The sequence below is a fragment of the Lelliottia amnigena genome, assembly GCF_019047465.1.
Lineage (GTDB): Bacteria > Pseudomonadota > Gammaproteobacteria > Enterobacterales > Enterobacteriaceae > Enterobacter > Enterobacter amnigenus.
The window spans coordinates 3,057,234-3,076,524 of record NZ_CP077236.1 but is presented as its reverse complement, the minus strand read 5'-3'; the positions used below and the strand labels follow the sequence as shown (position 1 = coordinate 3,076,524).

Genomic DNA, 19,291 nt, shown 5'->3' with positions numbered 1-19,291 from the left:
TATACTTTTTTTACACCTCCCCCGCCGATTTTTGCGAAATCTTTGCGCCATAAATCCTACCTTTTGCACAAAGACAAATGTCACCCGGAGGTGAATTGTGAGTGCAGGTCTGATTGCCGGCATCGTGTTGGTTTTTCTGTTATTAGGGTATCTGGTCTACGCCTTGTTTAATGCGGAGGCATTCTGATGGCCGCTCAAGGATTTTTACTTATCGCCAGCTTTTTACTGGTGCTGTTCCTGCTGGCACGACCGCTGGGAACCGTACTGGCGCGGATGATAAATGGCGTTCCGCTGCCTCTGGTTGGCGGCGTGGAAAACGGATTATGGCGCGTACTCGGCATCCAAAATCAGGAGATGAACTGGCGGCAATATCTGCTCGCTATTCTGCTGCTGAATGTGTGCGGCCTGTTTGTCCTCTTCGCGATGCTGATGTTGCAGGGCATTTTGCCGCTCAACCCGCAGCAGTTGCCGGGGTTAAGCTGGCATCTGGCGCTCAATACGGCCGTCAGTTTCGTCACCAATACCAACTGGCAATCGTATGCAGGTGAAACCACGCTGAGCTATTTCAGCCAGATGGCAGGATTAACCGTACAAAACTTCCTGTCTGCAGCCAGCGGCATCGCGGTGATCTTCGCGCTGACGCGCGCTTTTGCGCGGCAAAAAATGAATACGCTGGGTAATGCCTGGGTCGATCTCACGCGGATCACGCTGTGGGTGCTGCTGCCGATTGCTCTGCTTATCGCTCTGTTCTTTATCCAGCAAGGCACGTTGCAAAACCTGCTGCCGTATTCGTCTTATACCTCGCTTGAGGGGGTAAAACAGATGCTGCCGATGGGGCCAGTGGCCTCACAGGAAGCCATCAAAATGCTCGGAACGAACGGCGGCGGATTCTTCAATGCCAACTCCTCGCACCCGTTCGAAAACCCCACTGCGCTGACTAACTTCGTGCAGATGCTGGCGATCTTCCTGATCCCCTCCGCGCTCTGCTTTGCCTTTGGCGATGTGGTGAACGACCGCCGTCAGGGCCGCACGTTGCTCTGGGCGATGTCAATTATCTTCGTGGTCTGCGCCGCGCTGGTGATGTGGGCGGAATGGCACGGCAACGCGCACTTTATGCAGATCGGTGCCGACAGCAACATCAATATGGAAGGTAAAGAGAGCCGTTTCGGCATTCTCGCCAGCAGTCTGTATGCAGTGGTCACCACGGCGGCCTCCTGCGGCGCGGTGAATGCGATGCATGACTCCTTCACGGCGCTTGGCGGGATGATCCCGCTGTGGCTGATGCAGATTGGTGAAGTGGTCTTTGGCGGGGTCGGATCCGGTCTGTACGGCATGCTGCTGTTTGTCCTGCTGGCGGTGTTTATCGCCGGGCTGATGATTGGCCGCACGCCGGAATACCTGGGTAAAAAAATCGACGTGAGGGAGATGAAACTGACCGCGCTGGCGATTCTGGTGACCCCTGCACTGGTGCTGATGGGTACGGCGCTGGCGCTGATGACCGACGCCGGACGCAGCGGCATTTTCAACCCTGGCATTCATGGCTTTAGCGAAGTGCTGTACGCCGTCTCATCCGCCGCTAACAACAACGGCAGCGCCTTCGCCGGATTAAGCGCTAACTCTCCGTTCTGGAACTGCCTGCTGGCGTTCTGCATGTTCGTCGGTCGCTTTGGGGTAATCATCCCGGTGATGGCGATTGCCGGGACGCTTGTCAGCAAAAACATTCAGCCCACCTCCAGCGGAACGCTGCCCACCCACGGGGCGCTGTTTGTCGGCCTGCTGATTGGCACCGTGCTGCTGGTGGGTGCATTGACCTTTATCCCCGCCCTCGCGTTAGGCCCGGTCGCGGAACATCTTTCTTTACGCTAATTGAGCGGAGACATAAGTCATGAGTCGTAAACAACTGGCCCTCTTAGAACCCGCGCTGGTTCGCCAGGCGTTGATGGATGCGGTCAAAAAACTCAGCCCGCGCGTGCAATGGCACAACCCGGTGATGTTTATTGTCTGGATTGGCAGCGTGGTCACCACCGCGCTGGCTGTTGCAATGGCAACCGGGCATCTGGCGGGCGATGCGGGCTTTACCGGCGCGATTAGCGTTTGGCTGTGGTTTACGGTGCTTTTCGCCAACGTAGCCGAAGCGCTGGCTGAAGGCCGCAGTAAGGCGCAGGCCAACAGCCTGAAAGGCATCAATAAGACGGCATTTGCCCGCAAACTGCGCGAGCCAAAATATGGCGCGCAGATGGATCACGTCCCGGCTGACGAGCTGCGCAAAGGCGACGTCGTGCTGGTCGAAGCGGGCGATATCATCCCGTGCGACGGGGAAGTCATCGAAGGCGGCGCATCGGTCGATGAGAGCGCGATCACCGGGGAATCTGCACCGGTGATTCGTGAGTCTGGCGGCGATTTCGCTTCCGTCACCGGCGGGACGCGGATCCTCTCCGACTGGCTGGTGATCCAGTGCAGCGTCAACCCAGGCGAAACCTTTCTCGACCGCATGATCGCGATGGTCGAAGGCGCGCAGCGCCGTAAAACGCCAAACGAAATCGCGCTGACCATTTTACTGGTGGCCCTGACGATTGTTTTCCTGCTGGCAACCGCCACCCTGTGGCCGTTCTCCGCCTACGGCGGTACGGCGGTCAGCGTCACGGTACTGGTCGCGCTGCTGGTCTGCCTGATCCCAACCACCATCGGCGGATTGCTGTCGGCGATTGGCGTGGCGGGGATGAGTCGGATGCTCGGCGCAAATGTCATCGCCACCAGCGGTCGCGCCGTAGAAGCGGCGGGCGACGTGGATGTGTTGCTGCTCGATAAAACCGGGACCATTACCCTCGGCAACCGCCAGGCATCTGAGTTCCTGCCCGCGCCCGGCGTGGATGAAAAAACGCTGGCCGACGCCGCGCAGCTCTCATCGCTGGCCGACGAAACGCCGGAAGGCCGCAGCATTGTTATCCTCGCAAAACAGCGCTTTAACCTGCGCCAGCGGGATGTGCAAAGCCTGCAGGCCACCTTTGTGCCATTCACCGCGCAAACGCGTATGAGCGGGATTAACATCCAGGATCGCATGATTCGCAAAGGCTCCGTTGACGCAATCCGCCGCCACATTGAAGCCAACAACGGCCACTTCCCACCGGAAGTCGATCGTCTGGTGGAGAACGTGGCGCGTCAGGGCGCAACGCCGCTGGTGGTCGCCGAAGGTGCAACCGTGCTCGGCGTCATTGCCCTGAAAGATATCGTGAAAGGTGGCATTAAAGAACGCTTTGCCCAGCTGCGTAAGATGGGGATTAAAACGGTGATGATCACCGGCGATAACCGGTTAACCGCCGCCGCGATTGCCGCCGAAGCGGGCGTGGATGATTTTCTGTCTGAAGCCACGCCGGAAGCCAAACTGGCGTTGATTCGTCAGTACCAGGCCGAAGGACGCCTGGTGGCAATGACCGGCGACGGCACCAACGACGCCCCGGCACTGGCACAGGCGGACGTCGCGGTGGCGATGAACTCGGGCACTCAGGCGGCGAAAGAGGCGGGCAATATGGTCGATCTCGACTCTAACCCGACCAAGCTGATTGAAGTGGTGCACATCGGCAAACAGATGCTAATGACGCGCGGATCGCTGACCACGTTCAGTATCGCCAACGACGTGGCGAAGTATTTCGCCATTATTCCGGCGGCGTTTGCGGCGACCTATCCCCAGCTCAACGCCCTGAACGTGATGCATCTGCACTCTCCGGCGTCGGCCATTCTCAGCGCCGTGATTTTTAACGCGCTGATTATTGTCTTCCTGATCCCGCTGGCGCTTAAAGGCGTGAGCTATAAACCGCTGACGGCGGCCGCTATGCTGCGTCGCAACCTGTGGATTTATGGTCTGGGTGGACTGGTGGTGCCGTTTATCGGTATCAAAATTATCGACATGCTGCTGACCGTGTTCGGGCTGGTTTAAAAGGTAAATCAAATGACGATGTTACGCCCCGCTATACTGCTGTTTATTCTGTTAACGCTGGTGACCGGCGGGCTTTATCCGCTGCTCACAACGGCACTCGGCCAATGGTGGTTTACCGATCAGGCCAACGGTTCGCTGATTATCCAGAACGGTGAAAATCGCGGCTCGCGCCTGATAGGGCAGAATTTTACCGACGCGGGCTACTTTCAGGGGCGTCCTTCCGCCACCGCGGAAAGCCCGTATAATCCGATGGCGTCTGGCGGGAGTAATCTGGCGGGGAGCAATCCCGAGCTGGATAAAGCGATCGGCGAACGCGTTGCCACACTTCGCGCCGCCAACCCGCAGGCCAGCCGTGATGTGCCCGTTGAGCTGGTCACGGCCTCTGCCAGCGGGCTGGATTACAGCCTGACGCCCGAATCGGTCGCATGGCAGATCCCGCGCGTGGCGGCTGCCCGCCAGTTGACCACGGAACAGGTGCGTCAGGTCGTTGAGGAACATACGCAAAAACCGCTGGTCAATTTTATCGGTATGCCGGTAGTGAATATTGTTGAGCTGAATCTGGCGCTGGACGCGCTAAGGAAAAACTAAATGACCGACGAGCCTGTGCGCCCGGACCCTGACCGACTGCTGGAACAGACAGCCGCCCCGCATCGCGGCAAGCTGAAAGTGTTCTTTGGCGCCTGCGCTGGCGTCGGGAAAACGTACGCCATGCTGGCGGAAGCGCAGCGGCTGCGGGCGCAAGGTTTAGACATTGTGGTAGGCGTGGTGGAAACGCATGGACGTAAAGAGACGGCGGCGCTGCTGGAAGGATTAGCCACGCTGCCCGCCCGGCGGACCAGCCATCGCGGTCGTCTGGTGACGGAATTTGATCTCGATGCCGCCCTCGCCCGCCGTCCGGCGCTGATCCTGATGGACGAACTGGCGCACAGCAACGCGCCAGGCTCGCGTCATCCAAAGCGCTGGCAGGATGTCGAGGAGCTGCTGGAAGCGGGTATCGACGTCTTTACCACCGTTAACGTGCAGCATCTGGAAAGCCTGAACGATGTGGTCAGTGGCGTGACAGGAATTCAGGTGCGCGAAACCGTGCCCGATCCCTTTTTTGATTCCGCCGACGAGGTGGTGCTGGTCGATTTGCCGCCGGACGACCTGCGCCAGCGCCTGCACGAGGGCAAAGTCTATATTACCGGTCAGGCCGAACGGGCCATCGAACATTTCTTCCGCAAAGGGAATTTGATCGCCCTGCGTGAACTGGCGCTCAGACGCACCGCCGATCGGGTGGACGATCAGATGCGTGCCTGGCGTGACCGACAGGGGCAGGATCGCGTCTGGCACACCCGCGACGCGATTTTACTGTGCATCGGCCACGGGAGCGGCAACGAAAAGCTGGTGCGCACCGCCGCGCGGCTGGCGGCAAAATTTGGCAGCGTCTGGCATGCGGTTTATGTCGAAACGCCGCATCTGCATGCGCTGCCTGAACATCAACGTCGCGCCATTTTGAGCGCCTTACGCCTGGCACAAGAATTGGGCGCAGAAACCGCCACGCTGTCCGATCCCGCAGAAGACAAAGCCATTCTCCGCTACGCCCGCGAGCACAATCTGGGCAAAATTGTGATTGGCCGTCGCCATCATCGCCGCTGGTTTAGCCGTGAGTCGTTCGCCGATAAACTGGCAAAACGCGCGCCCGATTTAGATTTGGTGATTGTCGCCCTTGACGACAAACCCGCCCCCCTGCCAAACCGAACAGCAGATGTGCGCCCTTTCGGCGAGAAATGGCGTATTCAGCTGCGTGGCTGTCTGGTCGCGACGGTTCTGTGCGCGCTGATCACGTTCGTGGCCAGCCAGTGGCTTTTCGCCTTTGACGCGGCCAATCTGGTGATGATTTATCTGCTGGGCGTGGTGATTGTCGCCCTGCTTTACGGTCGCTGGCCGTCAGTGCTCGCCACGGTGATTAACGTCGCCAGCTTTGATCTGTTTTTTATCGCCCCGCGCGGAACGCTGGCGGTGTCGGACGTGCAGTACATTCTGACGTTCGCAGTGATGCTTACCGTCGGCCTTATCGTCGGGAATCTCACCGCAGGTGTGCGCTATCAGGCACGTATCGCCCGCTATCGCGAGCAACGCACGCGTCATCTTTATGAGATGTCAAAATCGCTGGCAGTGGGCCGCACGCCGCGCGATATCGTTCAGACCAGCGAGCAGTTTATTCGCTCGACGTTCCACGCCAGCAGCCTGATTTTGCTGCCCGATGAGCACGGGAAACTGCGCCCGTTGACCTCGTCCAGCGGTATGACGCCGTGGGATGACGCGATTGCCCGCTGGAGTTTTGATAAAGGTTTACCCGCAGGCGCGGGTACGGACACTTTACCCGGCGTGCCCTACCTCATTTTGCCGCTGCGTAGCGCCAACAAGACGCTGGGGCTGGTGATTGTGGAGCCGACACATCTGCGACAGCTGATGATCCCGGAACAGCAGCGTCTACTGGAAACCTTCACGTTGCTGGTCGCCAGCGCTCTCGAAAGACTGGCGCTGACGGCAAGCGAAGAGCAGGCCCGAATGGCCAGCGAGCGTGAGAGCATCCGCAACTCCTTGCTGGCGGCGCTCTCTCACGATCTGCGCACGCCGCTGACCGTCCTGTTTGGCCAGGCGGAAATTTTAACGCTCGATCTGGCGGCAGAGAATTCCCCGCACGCACCGCAGGCCAGTGAAATACGCCAGCATGTGCTCAACACGACGCGGCTGGTGAATAATCTGCTGGATATGGCGCGCATTCAGTCCGGCGGATTTAACCTCAAAAAAGAGTGGCTGACGCTGGAAGAGGTGGTGGGCAGCGCCCTGAAAATGCTGGAACCGGGTCTCGGCGGGCGACACATTTCTTTAAACATGCCGGAGCCGCTGGCGCTGATTCACGTTGACGGGCCGCTGTTTGAGCGTGTGCTGATTAATCTGCTGGAAAACGCGGCGAAATACGCCGGTTCAAAAGCAGAGATTGGGCTGAATGCGGGCGTGGCAAATCAGGCATTACGTCTTGAGATCTGGGACGACGGCCCCGGCATTCCCGTTGGACAAGAATCGGCTATTTTTGAAAAATTTGCCCGGGGAAATAAAGAGTCTGCCATTCCGGGTGTCGGGCTTGGGCTGGCGATATGCCAGGCCATCGTCGAGGTTCACGGTGGGACCATCGACGCGCACAACCGTCCGGAAGGCGGGGCCTGTTTTTGTGTTACACTTCCGCTAGAAGCCCCGCCGGAACTTGATGAATTACCAGAGGATTTGTGATTAACGTTCTGATTGTTGAAGACGAACATGCGATTAGCCGTTTCCTGCGCGCCGCGCTGGAGGGGGACGGCTTGCGCGTGTTTGACGCCGGAACGTTACAGCGTGGCCTGATTGAAGCCGCGACGCGCAAACCCGATCTGGTGATCCTCGATTTAGGTTTGCCAGACGGCGACGGCATCGATTTTATCCGCGAGGTTCGCCAGTGGAGCCAGATGCCGATTATTGTGCTTTCTGCCCGCGCGGAAGAGACCGATAAAATTGCCGCGCTGGATGCCGGTGCCGATGATTATCTCAGCAAACCCTTTGGTATCGGCGAACTGCAGGCGCGACTGCGCGTGGCGTTACGTCGTCATAGCACCACAACGCCCGCGGAACCGGTCTACACCTTCTCAGACATTCAGGTTGATCTCGCCGCGCGGCGCATTCTTCGCGGCGCGCAAGAGATTCACCTTACCCCGATTGAATTTCGCCTGCTGGCGATTCTGCTGAATAACCACGGCAAGGTACTGACACAGCGCCAGCTACTCAATCAGGTATGGGGCCCGAATGCCGTCGAGCATAGTCATTATTTACGCATATATATGGGCCATCTTCGTCAGAAACTCGAAGTTGACCCTGCACGCCCTCGCCATTTATTAACAGAAACCGGTATCGGTTATCGCTTTATGCTTTGAATAAGTATTCACTTTATTTAAAGCGCCAACCTAAAATCTCTCTTTTTATATTTACCCAATATCAAAAAGTTTATAGATGATTTATTTAAAATAAATCAGAACATCCATTCAACACAAGATTAACACCATCATTACAATGCAGAATTTTGATCTGCACTATTCACTCAAAACGAATATTTATTTCTGATTTGATCGGTTAATGGTGATCATACTCACGGTTTACCGCCCTTTCCTGGATAGAATGACCATGCTTTCAATTACTGAAAGGAAAATAAGCATGGAAAACAATAATCGTTTAATGCCTCATATCAGGCGGACAACGCATATTATGATGTTCGCCCACCGCAACAGCTTTGATTTTCATTTCTTCAACGCCCGGTAGATCCCCGTCTGCTGGCGTGTTCGTACACAGGTTATTCTGAACCCCTTGTTTTACAGGCCATTGTCTGTGAACCTGCACGCTTATCCTTTTAAATCCTGAGTGCTTCGTCACCGGACGATTGGGATTTAACTCATCAAAAAAGCAAATTTACTGATTTTTTATCAGCGGCCACACTTTGTTTTTTTCCGGGAAATATCGATTTCTTATTTAAAAGAAACCGATGGGTGAATATTGCCAAAAATAAAGAGATGAATATGAAACTGCTAAAAATCGCTGTCAGTCGTGCCTGCCCAGATTGTTTTACCACCACACGTGAAACGGTCGATATCAGCGCCTCAGATTATATTGATATCGCCGCCGTGGTTCTGGCCGTCAGTGATATCTTTAACGGCACAATAGAAGAAATTGAAGGCACCGGTTTTGGTATTCCGGTATTTATTGCCACTCACAAAGAAGAGATTGTTCCGGCAGAATATTTATCGCGCATTCAGGGTGTTTTTGAATGCAATGACACCAGCAACGACTTTTACGGACGCCAGCTGGAAGCCGCCGCGCAGAAGTACGAAACCCAACTGCGCCCGCCGTTTTTCCGCGCGCTGGTGGACTATGTCAACCAGGGCAACAGCGCATTCGACTGTCCGGGGCATCAGGGCGGCCAGTTTTTCCGCCGCCATCCCGCCGGTAATCAGTTTGTGGATTTCTTCGGCGAGACGCTGTTCCGTTCCGATCTGTGCAACGCCGATGTGGCCATGGGCGATCTGTTGATCCACGAGGGCGCGCCCTGCACGGCACAGAAACACGCCGCAAAAGTGTTTAACGCGGATAAAACCTATTTCGTGCTGAACGGAACGTCGTCGTCCAATAAAGTCGTGCTTAATGCCCTGCTGACACCGGGTGATTTGGTCCTTTTCGACCGCAATAATCATAAATCTAATCACCACGGCGCACTCATTCAGGCAGGCGCTACGCCGGTTTATCTGGAAACTGCACGCAACCCGTACGGGTTTATCGGCGGTATCGACGCGCACTGTTTCGAAGAGAGTTATCTGCGTGAGCAGGTTTCTGAAGTGGCGCCTGGACGCGCCCGCGATGCGCGCCCTTTCCGTCTGGCGGTGATTCAATTGGGAACCTACGACGGCACCATTTATAACGCCCGTCAGGTGGTCGATAAGATTGGTCATCTCTGCGACTACATTCTGTTTGATTCCGCCTGGGTCGGCTACGAACAATTTATCCCGATGATGGCGGATTGTTCCCCGCTGCTGCTGGATCTGAACGAAAACGATCCGGGTATTTTGGTCACGCAATCGGTGCATAAACAGCAGGCTGGATTCTCGCAAACCTCGCAGATCCACAAGAAAGACGGCCACATTAAAGGTCAGCAGCGTTACGTTCCGCACAAACGGCTGAACAACGCTTTTATGATGCACGCCTCCACCAGCCCGTTCTATCCGCTGTTTGCGGCCCTGGATATCAACGCCCGCATGCACGAGGGGCAGAGCGGACGCAACATGTGGATGGACTGCGTGGTCAATGGCATTGAGGCGCGCAAGTTGATTCTGCAAAACTGCCGGTTTATCCGCCCGTTTGTTCCGGAAACGGTGGATGGCAAAGCGTGGGAAAGCTGTCCAACTGCCGATATTTCATCAGATTTACGCTTCTTCCACTTTGTACCCGGCGAACGGTGGCACGCCTTTGAGGGGTATGCCGAGCACCAATATTTTATCGATCCGTGCAAATTACTGCTCACGACGCCGGGCATTAACGCGCGTACCGGTGAGTACGATGATTTCGGCGTGCCGGCCACCATCCTCGCTAATTTCCTGCGCGAGAATGGTATCGTCCCGGAGAAATGCGATCTCAACTCGATTCTGTTCCTGCTCACGCCGGCCGAGGATATGGGCAAGCTGCAGCAGCTTATTGCGCAACTGGTGCGTTTCGAAAAACTTCTGGAAACCGACGCGCCGCTGAAGGAGGTGCTCCCGTCACTGTATAAACAGCATCCTGAACGCTACGCCGGTTATTCGCTGCGCCAGATTTGCCAGGAGATGCACGATCTCTACGCCCGTCACAACGTGAAACAGCTGCAAAAAGAGATGTTCCGTAAAGCGCATTTCCCACGGGTGATGATGAACCCGCAGGAGGCCAATTACGCCTATCTGCGCGGTGAAGTGGAACTGGTATCTCTGCGCGACGCCGAAGGCCGAATTGCCGCCGAAGGTGCTCTCCCTTACCCACCGGGCGTGCTGTGCGTGGTCCCAGGGGAAGTTTGGGGAGATGCGGTTCTGCGCTATTTCACTGCGCTTGAAGAGGGTATCAACCTGCTGCCGGGCTTCGCACCGGAACTGCAGGGTGTGTATATCGAAGAGTGTGACGGACGCAAACAGGTGCGTTGCTACGTGATTAAACAACCCATTGCTCAACCCACGCTGCTGAAAGGGGAAAAACTATGAGTAAATCCAATAAGATGGGCGTTGTGCAGCTCACTATTCTGACAATGGTGAATATGATGGGCTCAGGCATCATCATGCTGCCCACCAAACTCGCGGAAGTGGGGACGATCTCGATTATCTCCTGGCTGGTCACAGCCGTCGGGTCGATGGCGCTGGCGTGGGCATTTGCTAAATGCGGAATGTTTAGCCGTAAGTCCGGCGGGATGGGCGGTTACGCCGAATACGCCTTCGGTAAGTCGGGCAACTTTATGGCGAACTACACCTACGGCGTGTCGCTGCTGATCGCCAATGTGGCGATCGCGATCTCGGCGGTTGGCTACGGGACGGAGCTGTTTGGCGCAGCACTCACCCCAGTGCAGATCGGCCTCGCGACCATTGGCGTGCTGTGGATTTGTACTATCGCCAACTTTGGCGGCGCGCGCATTACCGGGCAAATCAGCAGCGTGACGGTCTGGGGAGTGATCATCCCGGTCGTCGGACTGTGCATTATCGGCTGGTTCTGGTTTAGCCCGACGCTGTACGCCAACTCCTGGAACCCGCATCACGTACCGTTCTTTACCGCGGTTGGGTCGTCGATTGCGATGACGCTGTGGGCATTTCTTGGACTGGAGTCAGCGTGTGCCAACGCCGAAGTAGTGGAAAACCCAGAGCGCAACGTGCCGATAGCGGTGCTGGGCGGCACGCTGGGTGCTGCAGTGATTTACATCGTTTCGACCAACGTGATCGCCGGGATTGTGCCGAATATGGATCTGGCAAACTCTACCGCGCCGTTTGGTCTGGCTTTTGCGCAGATGTTTACGCCGGAAGTCGGGAAAGTGATCATGGGGCTGATGGTGATGTCCTGCTGCGGTTCACTGCTCGGCTGGCAGTTCACGATTGCGCAGGTGTTTAAATCTTCTGCGGATTCCGGCTATTTCCCAAAAATCTTCTCGCGTGTGAGCAAGTCAGAAGCGCCGATTCAGGGGATGCTGGCGATTGTCATTTTCCAGAGCGGTTTGTCGCTGATGACCATTAGTCCGTCCCTGAGCACTCAATTCAACGTTCTGGTTAATCTGGCCGTCGTGACGAATATCATTCCGTATATCTTGTCGATGGCAGCGCTGGTGATCATTCAGAAAATGGCAAATGTTGAACCAGGCAAAGCGAAAGTGGCCAATTTTGTGGCGCTGGTCGGGGCGATTTACAGCTTCTATGCGCTCTACTCTTCCGGCCAGGAAGCGATGCTGTATGGCGCGATGGTGACGTTTATGGGCTGGACGCTGTACGGTCTGGTGTCACCGCGTTTTGAACTGAAAAATAAGCACAGCTGAGGTAAACGTAAAACGGCAACCCTGCGGTTGCCGTTGTTTTCCCTCTTCCGTGAAAGAAGGTTGAGGTGAGAGCTTCAGTCCCACCCGCTCAAACACATTTACGCGTTTTTCAGCACTTCGCTGACAATCTCTACCGCTTCTTTCTCAATCAGCTGACGGTGTTCGTCGCCGAGGAAGCTTTCGCAATAGATTTTGTATGCATCTTCCGTACCGGACGGACGCGCTGCGAACCAGCCGTTTTCAGTCATCACTTTCAGACCGCCGATGGACGCACCGTTACCCGGCGCCGCCGTCAAACGTGCAGTGATCGGGTCACCCGCCAGCGTGCTCGCGCTCACCATCTCTGGAGAGAGCTTAGACAACGCGGCTTTCTGAGCCGAGGTTGCACTCGCCTGAATACGGTTGTAGCTCGGCGCACCAAATCGCGCAGCCAGCTCATTGTAATGTTCCTGCGGATTTTTACCGGTGACGGCCGTGATTTCCGCCGCCAGCAGGCACATGATGATCCCGTCTTTATCGGTCGACCACGGTGTGCCGTCGAAACGCAGGAAGGAAGCGCCCGCACTCTCTTCGCCGCCAAAACCGAAGCTGCCGTCATGCAGACCGTCAACGAACCATTTGAAACCTACCGGCACTTCCACAAGCCGTCGGCCCAGATCGTTCACCACGCGGTCAATCATCGCAGATGACACCAGCGTTTTACCTACCGCTACCTCTTTGCCCCACTGAGGGCGATGCTGGAACAGATAGTTAATCGCCACCGCCAGATAGTGGTTTGGATTCATCAGGCCCGCAGGGGTGACGATACCGTGACGGTCATAATCCGGGTCGTTGGCAAACGCCAGATCGAATTTGTCGCGCAGCGCCAGCAGGCCGGCCATCGCGCACTCTGACGAGCAGTCCATACGGATTGCGCCGTCTTTATCCAGATGCATAAAGCGGAACGTCTGATCGACCTGATCGTTCACAATGGTCAGATCCAGCTTGTAGAACTCCGCGATGCGTTTCCAGTATTCAATACCGGAGCCGCCAAGGGGATCCACGCCCAGTTTTAAACCGGCTTTCTGAATCGCTGCGATATCCACGATATCCGCCAGCCCTTCGATAAACGGCTGAACCAGATCGATCTCTTTCACGTGACCAGAAGCCATCGCGGCATCCAGAGAAATACGTTTAACACCTTTCAGACCATCCGCCAGCAGCGCGTTCGCACGGTCTTCCACCACTTTCGTGACGTTGGTATCAGCCGGGCCGCCGTTAGGTGGGTTGTATTTGATACCGCCATCATCCGGTGGGTTGTGCGATGGCGTGATAACGATACCGTCCGCCTGCGCGCCGCCTTTTTTGTTGTGCACCAGAATAGCGTTCGAGACCGCAGGCGTTGGCGTATAGCCGTTGTCTTCCTGGATGATGACATCCACACCATTCGCTGCCAGCACTTCCAGTACGGAGATGAAGGCCGGTTCGGACAGCGCATGAGTATCTTTACCGACGAAGCACGGACCGGTAATACCATTTTTAGCGCGTTCTTCAGCGATGGCCTGAGCAATGGCCAGAATATGCGGTTCGTTAAAGCTGTGGCGCGCCGCGCCGCCGCGGTGGCCAGACGTACCAAACTTCACTGCGTGTTCTGCGTTGCCCACTTCCGGCTTCAATACATAGTACTGAGCGGTAAGCTGAGCGACGTTAATCAAATCGCTTTGTTGCGCAGGCTGACCCGCGCGTTCGTGATTTGCCATTGCCTGGTCCTTCTTATGCAAGGGTTAAATTGTACCGCAAACCTTTTCAATCAATTCCGCCGGGAATTGCATTGACTGCATGATGTGTTCGACCATGCTGCATTTGCGTCCGGTATTGGTATTGGTGATGACCCAATAAGGGGTACCCGGAACCTGTTTTGGTTTGGTTTGGTTACCGTTTTGAATCAGCGTCTGCTCATCCGCCGCGAAGTACACGCGCGTACGGCCGTGAAGCGACTCGGTCGCCTCAGCAAACGCTTTGTTATCCAGTGAATAAAGTGTAGTCAGCACCAGCAGAAAACGGTTAACCGCTTTCTTTTGCTCTGCGTATTCGTCGGAGAGCAGCAGTTCACGCACCGCGCGCACTTTGTCTTTAACCGGCGCTACGGTTTTAGCTTCCGCCACGACGTTTGACGCGCGAACCTCTTTCGAAACCGGAGTTGCAGGCTGTGAAGCGGCAGAAAATTTCAGCATGCGACGTAAAATGTCGGACGCACTCTCGCCAATATGTCGCGTGTGGCTGGCAATATACGCATAGAGCTCATCATCAACTTCGATTGTTTTCATCTTAATCCAGTGCAATATCTTATCTGAATACAAGTCGTTGGGATTATAGGGGCTAATCCCAACCGCGGATAGGGTCAAGCCAGGGTGGCGGCAAAAGTCAGAATAAACTGGATCCTTGCAGCCGGGCGGCAGAATGGTCAACATAATACCCTAACCTGACATACGTAAAAAAAGAACTTTGCCATGAAATTGAATAGCCGAGCGCAATCTGCACAATCGCCGAACAATAATTCTCCCATCGTACTGGTTCACGGGCTTTTTGGCAGCCTCGATAATTTGGGCGTGCTCGCGCGCGATCTGGTTACCGATCACAATATTCTGCAGGTCGATATGCGCAACCATGGGGTTTCACCGCGCGATCCAGAGATGACGTATGCGGCGATGGCTCATGATCTACTGGATACGCTCGATGCGAATAACATCGAAAAAGCGACGCTGATTGGCCATTCAATGGGCGGTAAAGCGGTGATGGCCCTGACGGCGATTGCGCCAGAGCGCATCAACCAGCTGGTGGTGATTGATGTAGCACCTGTGGATTACGATGTGCGTCGACACGACGAAATTTTTGCGGCGATCAACGCCGTCACTGAGGCGGGCGTTGCAACCCGTCAGCAGGCTGCGGCGATTATGCGCGAGCATTTAGATGAAGAAGGCGTGGTGCAGTTTCTGCTGAAGTCGTTCGTCGAGGGCGCGTGGCGGTTTAACGTCCCGGTTCTGTGGGATCAATACGATAACATTGTTGGCTGGCAGCCAATTCCAGCCTGGCAGGCCCCTACGCTCTTTATTCGCGGCGGCAATTCACCGTATGTCACAGAAGCCTATCGCGATACGCTGCTGGCGCAATTCCCGCAGGCGCGTGCGCATGTGATTGCCGGTGCAGGCCACTGGGTTCACGCCGAAAAACCGGACGCGGTGCTGCGCGCCATCCGCCGTTATCTCTCTGAGAACGCGATTTGATTAAAATGTCAGCGACTGGACGCCTGTTGGCCTCCAGTCGTTGGCGTGCTGATATCAGTAATGTATGATGTCGCGCTCATCGCCCCGGCAATAGCAGGGCCGCTCGTTTTCCCCGAAGTCTCTGAATCATGGCCAAAGAACAAACGGACCGTACGACATTAGATCTGTTCGCGACTGAACGTCGACCGGGACGACCTAAAACCAATCCGCTTTCGCGCGATGAACAGTTGCGCATCAATAAGCGAAACCAGCTTAAACGCGACAAAAGTCGTGGGCTTAAACGCGTCGAGTTAAAACTCAATGCGGACGCAGTCGACGCCCTAAGCGAACTGGCTGAGGCCCGTGAAATCAGCCGCAGCGAGCTGATCGAAGAGATGCTTATGCTGCAACTGCAGGCATTGCGCCATTCACAGTAAAAGTCTGAAAAATCGCCCTTACCCCACTTTCATGTAGCACAGAGTGCAGTCCCGCGTGATAGCTGTTTCCGCTGACTTCTCTGTTCTGCTATGATTGCCCTCATCCGTGGACAATTTGTGCCACCATACCATTAAGTTTCAAGAGGTTATTTTACTCATGGCAATCATCGGCATTTTCTTCGGCAGCGATACCGGTAATACCGAAAACATCGCAAAAAACATTCAAAAACAGCTAGGTAAAGACGTTGCCGACGTCCATGACATTGCGAAGAGCAGCAAAGAAGATCTCGAAGGTTACGATATTCTGCTGCTGGGCATTCCAACCTGGTACTACGGCGAAGCACAGTGTGACTGGGACGATTTCTTCCCAACGCTGGAAGAAGTCGACTTTAACGGTAAGCTGGTCGCGCTGTTCGGTTGCGGTGACCAGGAAGATTACGCAGAGTATTTCTGTGATGCGCTGGGCACCATTCGCGACATCATCGAACCGCGCGGCGCGGCGATTGTCGGTCATTGGCCAACGGCGGGTTATCACTTTGAAGCGTCTAAAGGCCTTGCGGATGACGATCATTTTGTGGGCCTGGCGATTGACGAAGACCGTCAACCAGAGCTCACCGCAGAACGCGTAGACAAATGGGTTAAGCAGATCCGCGAAGAACTTCACCTCGACGATATCCTGAATGCCTGATTGATCGTGCGGCGCTGCAAAACTGTTGCGCCGCATTGATAGGTAATTCCAATTAAAATAATTGCTACAAATTTTTAACTTTTGCTTTCATACCTGTACAATATCCCAGGTTAAAGTGGATGCCTTCGCTCAACTTTGTTGGCGATACCACGTTTTTATAAGCATACTTTGCTTGAGACTTGCAGTTTTCATTTAGGCATGGCAGTTCTATAATGAAACGCATTATCCCAAGTGCATTTTCTGTCACTTCTTCTTTAGAAGTGAATCGTTTAGCAACAGGACAGATTCCGCATGACTGACAACAATACCGCATTAAAGAAGGCTGGCCTGAAAGTTACGCTTCCTCGTTTAAAAATTCTGGAAGTACTGCAAGGGCCGGACAATCACCATGTCAGTGCGGAAGACTTGTATAAACGTCTGATCGACATGGGCGAAGAGATTGGCCTGGCGACCGTTTATCGCGTTCTGAACCAATTTGATGACGCCGGGATTGTCACCCGTCATAATTTTGAAGGCGGTAAATCCGTTTTCGAACTGACACAACAGCATCACCACGATCACCTCATCTGCCTGGATTGCGGCAAGGTGATTGAATTTAGCGATGAATCTATCGAATCTCGTCAGCGTGAGATTGCCACTCGTCATGGTATCCGTCTGACCAACCACAGCCTGTACCTCTACGGTCACTGTGCTGAAGGCGATTGCCGCGAAAACGATCACGCGCACGACACGAAATAATCGTTTTTCATACACTGAGCCAACCTGACGGTTGGCTTTTTTTTGCCTGCTATAAATAAAAAACCCGGTTGTGCGCCATCCAACTCACATCAGGATGGCGCACAGCCGGGCGTGGCAAAAGAGGATTACTTGCTGTTATTGCTGCGAATCTCCTGCCAGATCTTGTCACAACGCTTTGCCACTTCCTGATCGTTGCCGGTTTGACGCGCCTGGATACAGGCCTGGTAATCCAGCACCCGCACATTTTCCTGCGTCGCAAACTGCTCGTGCGCTTTCTCTTTTTTCAGCACATTCAGCACGCTCTGGCAGGCTTCAATTTTTTCTGGCGATCCTTCGGCGGTGTTAATACAGGCGCTGTAGGCCTCTTTCAGTCGAGAGTCTTCTTTTGGTGCCTGCGGTTGTGCGCAAGCGACCAGTCCCGATGCAAGCATCGCGACGATAACACATTTTTTCAGCATATCAGTCTCCATTCCGGCGGGATGGGGGGAATCATCCCGCCGGCGCGTTCATCAGAAAATGGTGAAGGGTGCGATGACCATGAATTTCACGTCACGCTCGTCCTGGAAGATGTTGCCGTAACCGCCCGAGTAGCTTGGAATGTCGGAATGGTTGTCGTATTGAGTGAAGTGCAGTTTAAACATCGTGCCCTTCGCGCGACCGTCCTGAAGCGTGTAGATGGCATCGAGGCTGTATGAGGACTCTTTCAGGCGATAGTTCGGATCGTAGTAAGCGTCCGGCGTCGCCATATCAGCAGGTTTTGCGTCCCATGCATACGCGTAAGATGCACCAACTGCCCAGCCCGGCAGATTCCAGTTTTTCAGGTCATACATGGCACCGAAGAATACGGCTTTCTCGCCATCGGCGTTGAAATCCGAACGGTTATCCCACCAGATATCCAGGCGACCATTTGAAGATGCGTAGGTCGGCGTCATACGCTGCAGGAAGTAGCCCTGCTGACCTTCGGCCTTCACGTATGTCCCTTCCAGGCGTAAATCAACCTGCCCGATTTTGTAGCCAAAGGTCAGCGCCTGAAGCCATGCCGTGCCGTCATACAGATCGTTCACACCGCCATCGCTGACTTTGTCACGCGTACCGTAGAACTGATAACTGGTCGACAGCGGGCCGCCAACGATATCGAATTTATAGCTGGCTTTGGCGAAGTACTGATCCACGTATCCTTCTGCCTGACCAAACGCCGCTTCCAGCACTAAATCGTTTTTAAAGTCATATTTCGCCCCTAACGAGTGGAGATACTCGACTTTGGTTTTCTTGTCATTCTGATAGAACTTGTCCATCTCAAGGTGCCATGGCGCTTTATATTCGTTGGTCCACATATAGGAGAAACTCAACGCGCCCGCATCGCCATAGTCAAAGTTTGCCCCGGCTTCAGCGCCCTGATACGTCCCTGGCATAAAGCTCCAGTGTGGGGCTAACAGCGTCTGACCGGTTGGCTGAATATAGCCACCGCGTGCCCAAACCGGACCGTATTTGAATTTAGCGGCCGCTTTGTAGAGGCTGATTCCGCTTTTATCACCCGACCAGTCTTCTTTGTAGGCTTTGTTACTGGAGGAGAACGCGATTTCGTTCGGGTGGGCGCTGTCGCCATTTTCGGCCATTTCAATGGCAGTGAACGCCGCAATATCCAGCCCGAACATGTCCGCAGCGTAACCTGACTGGAAATCAAGATTGGCGTTCCAGGTAGAATGGGACAGGTTGGTTTTGTATTTGTCTTCGGTGACGTCTTTACGGTCACGTTCACGTTGCCAATAGTAAATACCGCCCGTGAGCGTGGAATCATCGATAAAGCCTGCTGCCTGAGCCTGCGGAGAAGCGATAAAGCCAGACATTGCTGTCACACCGGCAATAGCCAGCGCCAGCGCACTACGTTTGCCACTGAACGTACGCATAGTTGTTCCTCTTTGACGAATTAAAGCGCCTTAAACGGCGAAAAATCTAAAAAGACCAAACGGTCAGGGGTAGTTATAAATACCCTCGAATTAACTACCGTCTGTAGACTATTTTTCGCGACGCGAATTATCAATGCTTTTCAGTGGGCAAAATGCAGGATTATGACGAAGTGCACATAATTGGTAGTGATTTGTAACATATACATCAGGAAGGGTTTTATCATTAAAAAATCAACTAAATTCAATCACT

General features: G+C 54.6%; 17 protein-coding genes. 13 read left to right on the top strand and 4 right to left on the bottom strand.

What is annotated here, in order from left to right; translation table 11 throughout:
• The first annotated feature begins 97 nt into the window (after positions 1-97).
• The 9 genes from kdpF (at position 98) to potE (ending at position 12,029) form a co-directional block, all read left to right on the top strand.
• Positions 98-187, top strand: coding sequence for a K(+)-transporting ATPase subunit F (gene kdpF / locus I6L74_RS14370; RefSeq protein ID WP_071818723.1), 90 nt, complete (start codon positions 98-100; stop codon positions 185-187).
• Positions 187-1,866: a potassium-transporting ATPase subunit KdpA gene (gene kdpA, locus I6L74_RS14365; protein WP_059178636.1), complete on the top strand. Its 1,680-nt coding sequence runs from the start codon at positions 187-189 to the stop codon at positions 1,864-1,866. The genes kdpF and kdpA overlap by 1 nt, the downstream gene beginning before the upstream one ends.
• Before the next feature lie 19 nt (positions 1,867-1,885).
• Positions 1,886-3,934 carry a potassium-transporting ATPase subunit KdpB gene (gene kdpB, locus I6L74_RS14360; protein WP_059178637.1) on the top strand — a complete coding sequence of 683 codons (2,049 nt, stop codon included), beginning with the start codon at positions 1,886-1,888 and terminating at the stop codon, positions 3,932-3,934.
• Positions 3,935-3,946: 12 nt separating this feature from the next.
• Positions 3,947-4,522: a potassium-transporting ATPase subunit KdpC gene (gene kdpC / locus I6L74_RS14355; protein WP_059178638.1), complete on the top strand. Its 576-nt coding sequence runs from the start codon at positions 3,947-3,949 to the stop codon at positions 4,520-4,522.
• On the top strand, positions 4,523-7,210 hold the full coding sequence (gene kdpD / locus I6L74_RS14350; protein ID WP_059178639.1) for a two-component system sensor histidine kinase KdpD: 2,688 nt from the start codon (positions 4,523-4,525) through the stop codon (positions 7,208-7,210). It abuts the gene before it with no gap.
• Positions 7,207-7,884 (top strand): two-component system response regulator KdpE, encoded by a 678-nt coding sequence (gene kdpE / locus I6L74_RS14345; protein WP_059178640.1) that lies wholly within the window; start codon positions 7,207-7,209, stop codon positions 7,882-7,884. The genes kdpD and kdpE overlap by 4 nt, the downstream gene beginning before the upstream one ends.
• 277 nt (positions 7,885-8,161) lie before the next feature.
• Positions 8,162-8,266 (top strand): leader peptide SpeFL, encoded by a 105-nt coding sequence (gene speFL / locus I6L74_RS14340; RefSeq protein WP_106875989.1) that lies wholly within the window; start codon positions 8,162-8,164, stop codon positions 8,264-8,266.
• Between the two features lie 254 nt (positions 8,267-8,520).
• Positions 8,521-10,719: an ornithine decarboxylase SpeF gene (gene speF / locus I6L74_RS14335; protein ID WP_059178747.1), complete on the top strand. Its 2,199-nt coding sequence runs from the start codon at positions 8,521-8,523 to the stop codon at positions 10,717-10,719.
• Positions 10,716-12,029, top strand: coding sequence for a putrescine-ornithine antiporter (gene potE / locus I6L74_RS14330; RefSeq protein WP_059178641.1), 1,314 nt, complete (start codon positions 10,716-10,718; stop codon positions 12,027-12,029). The genes speF and potE overlap by 4 nt, the downstream gene beginning before the upstream one ends.
• Before the next feature lie 98 nt (positions 12,030-12,127).
• Here potE and pgm read toward each other — a convergent pair whose 3' ends face one another.
• Positions 12,128-13,768 carry a phosphoglucomutase (alpha-D-glucose-1,6-bisphosphate-dependent) gene (pgm, locus tag I6L74_RS14325; RefSeq protein WP_059178642.1) on the bottom strand — a complete coding sequence of 547 codons (1,641 nt, stop codon included), beginning with the start codon at positions 13,766-13,768 and terminating at the stop codon, positions 12,128-12,130.
• 24 nt (positions 13,769-13,792) lie between these two features.
• Complete coding sequence (gene seqA / locus I6L74_RS14320) at positions 13,793-14,335, bottom strand: replication initiation negative regulator SeqA (protein ID WP_059178643.1); 543 nt, start codon at positions 14,333-14,335, stop codon at positions 13,793-13,795.
• Positions 14,336-14,518: 183 nt separating this feature from the next.
• Here seqA and ybfF point away from each other — a divergent pair, with 183 nt between their 5' ends.
• The 4 genes from ybfF (at position 14,519) to fur (ending at position 17,134) form a co-directional block, all read left to right on the top strand.
• Positions 14,519-15,292, top strand: a complete 774-nt coding sequence (gene ybfF, locus I6L74_RS14315; protein WP_059178644.1) for an esterase — start codon at positions 14,519-14,521, stop codon at positions 15,290-15,292.
• A 128-nt stretch (positions 15,293-15,420) separates the two neighbouring features.
• Positions 15,421-15,708, top strand: coding sequence for a LexA regulated protein (gene ybfE, locus I6L74_RS14310; RefSeq protein WP_012016600.1), 288 nt, complete (start codon positions 15,421-15,423; stop codon positions 15,706-15,708).
• A gap of 157 nt (positions 15,709-15,865) precedes the next feature.
• On the top strand, positions 15,866-16,396 hold the full coding sequence (fldA, locus tag I6L74_RS14305) for a flavodoxin FldA (protein WP_059178645.1): 531 nt from the start codon (positions 15,866-15,868) through the stop codon (positions 16,394-16,396).
• Positions 16,397-16,687: 291 nt separating this feature from the next.
• On the top strand, positions 16,688-17,134 hold the full coding sequence (gene fur / locus I6L74_RS14300; RefSeq protein ID WP_012016598.1) for a ferric iron uptake transcriptional regulator: 447 nt from the start codon (positions 16,688-16,690) through the stop codon (positions 17,132-17,134).
• A 125-nt stretch (positions 17,135-17,259) separates the two neighbouring features.
• On the opposite strand, the gene chiQ is transcribed toward fur, so the two are convergent.
• Positions 17,260-17,589, bottom strand: coding sequence for a ChiQ/YbfN family lipoprotein (gene chiQ / locus I6L74_RS14295; protein WP_059178748.1), 330 nt, complete (start codon positions 17,587-17,589; stop codon positions 17,260-17,262).
• Between the two features lie 54 nt (positions 17,590-17,643).
• Entirely contained in the window at positions 17,644-19,041 is a 1,398-nt protein-coding gene (chiP, locus tag I6L74_RS14290) for a chitoporin ChiP (RefSeq protein WP_059178646.1), read from the bottom strand.
• Positions 19,042-19,291: the final 250 nt, after the last annotated feature.

Bases quoted from the DNA above. Each gene is read 5' to 3' on its own strand.
- pgm (WP_059178642.1), bottom strand. From the start codon at position 13,768: ATGGCAAATCACGAACGCGCGGGTCAGCCTGCGCAACAAAGCGATTTG.
- fldA (WP_059178645.1), top strand. From the start codon at position 15,866: ATGGCAATCATCGGCATTTTCTTCGGCAGCGATACCGGTAATACCGAA.
- seqA (WP_059178643.1), bottom strand. From the start codon at position 14,335: ATGAAAACAATCGAAGTTGATGATGAGCTCTATGCGTATATTGCCAGC.
- fur (WP_012016598.1), top strand. From the start codon at position 16,688: ATGACTGACAACAATACCGCATTAAAGAAGGCTGGCCTGAAAGTTACG.
- speFL (WP_106875989.1), top strand. From the start codon at position 8,162: ATGGAAAACAATAATCGTTTAATGCCTCATATCAGGCGGACAACGCAT.
- kdpC (WP_059178638.1), top strand. From the start codon at position 3,947: ATGACGATGTTACGCCCCGCTATACTGCTGTTTATTCTGTTAACGCTG.
- speF (WP_059178747.1), top strand. From the start codon at position 8,521: ATGAAACTGCTAAAAATCGCTGTCAGTCGTGCCTGCCCAGATTGTTTT.
- ybfE (WP_012016600.1), top strand. From the start codon at position 15,421: ATGGCCAAAGAACAAACGGACCGTACGACATTAGATCTGTTCGCGACT.
- kdpB (WP_059178637.1), top strand. From the start codon at position 1,886: ATGAGTCGTAAACAACTGGCCCTCTTAGAACCCGCGCTGGTTCGCCAG.
- kdpD (WP_059178639.1), top strand. From the start codon at position 4,523: ATGACCGACGAGCCTGTGCGCCCGGACCCTGACCGACTGCTGGAACAG.
- chiP (WP_059178646.1), bottom strand. From the start codon at position 19,041: ATGCGTACGTTCAGTGGCAAACGTAGTGCGCTGGCGCTGGCTATTGCC.
- potE (WP_059178641.1), top strand. From the start codon at position 10,716: ATGAGTAAATCCAATAAGATGGGCGTTGTGCAGCTCACTATTCTGACA.
- kdpA (WP_059178636.1), top strand. From the start codon at position 187: ATGGCCGCTCAAGGATTTTTACTTATCGCCAGCTTTTTACTGGTGCTG.
- ybfF (WP_059178644.1), top strand. From the start codon at position 14,519: ATGAAATTGAATAGCCGAGCGCAATCTGCACAATCGCCGAACAATAAT.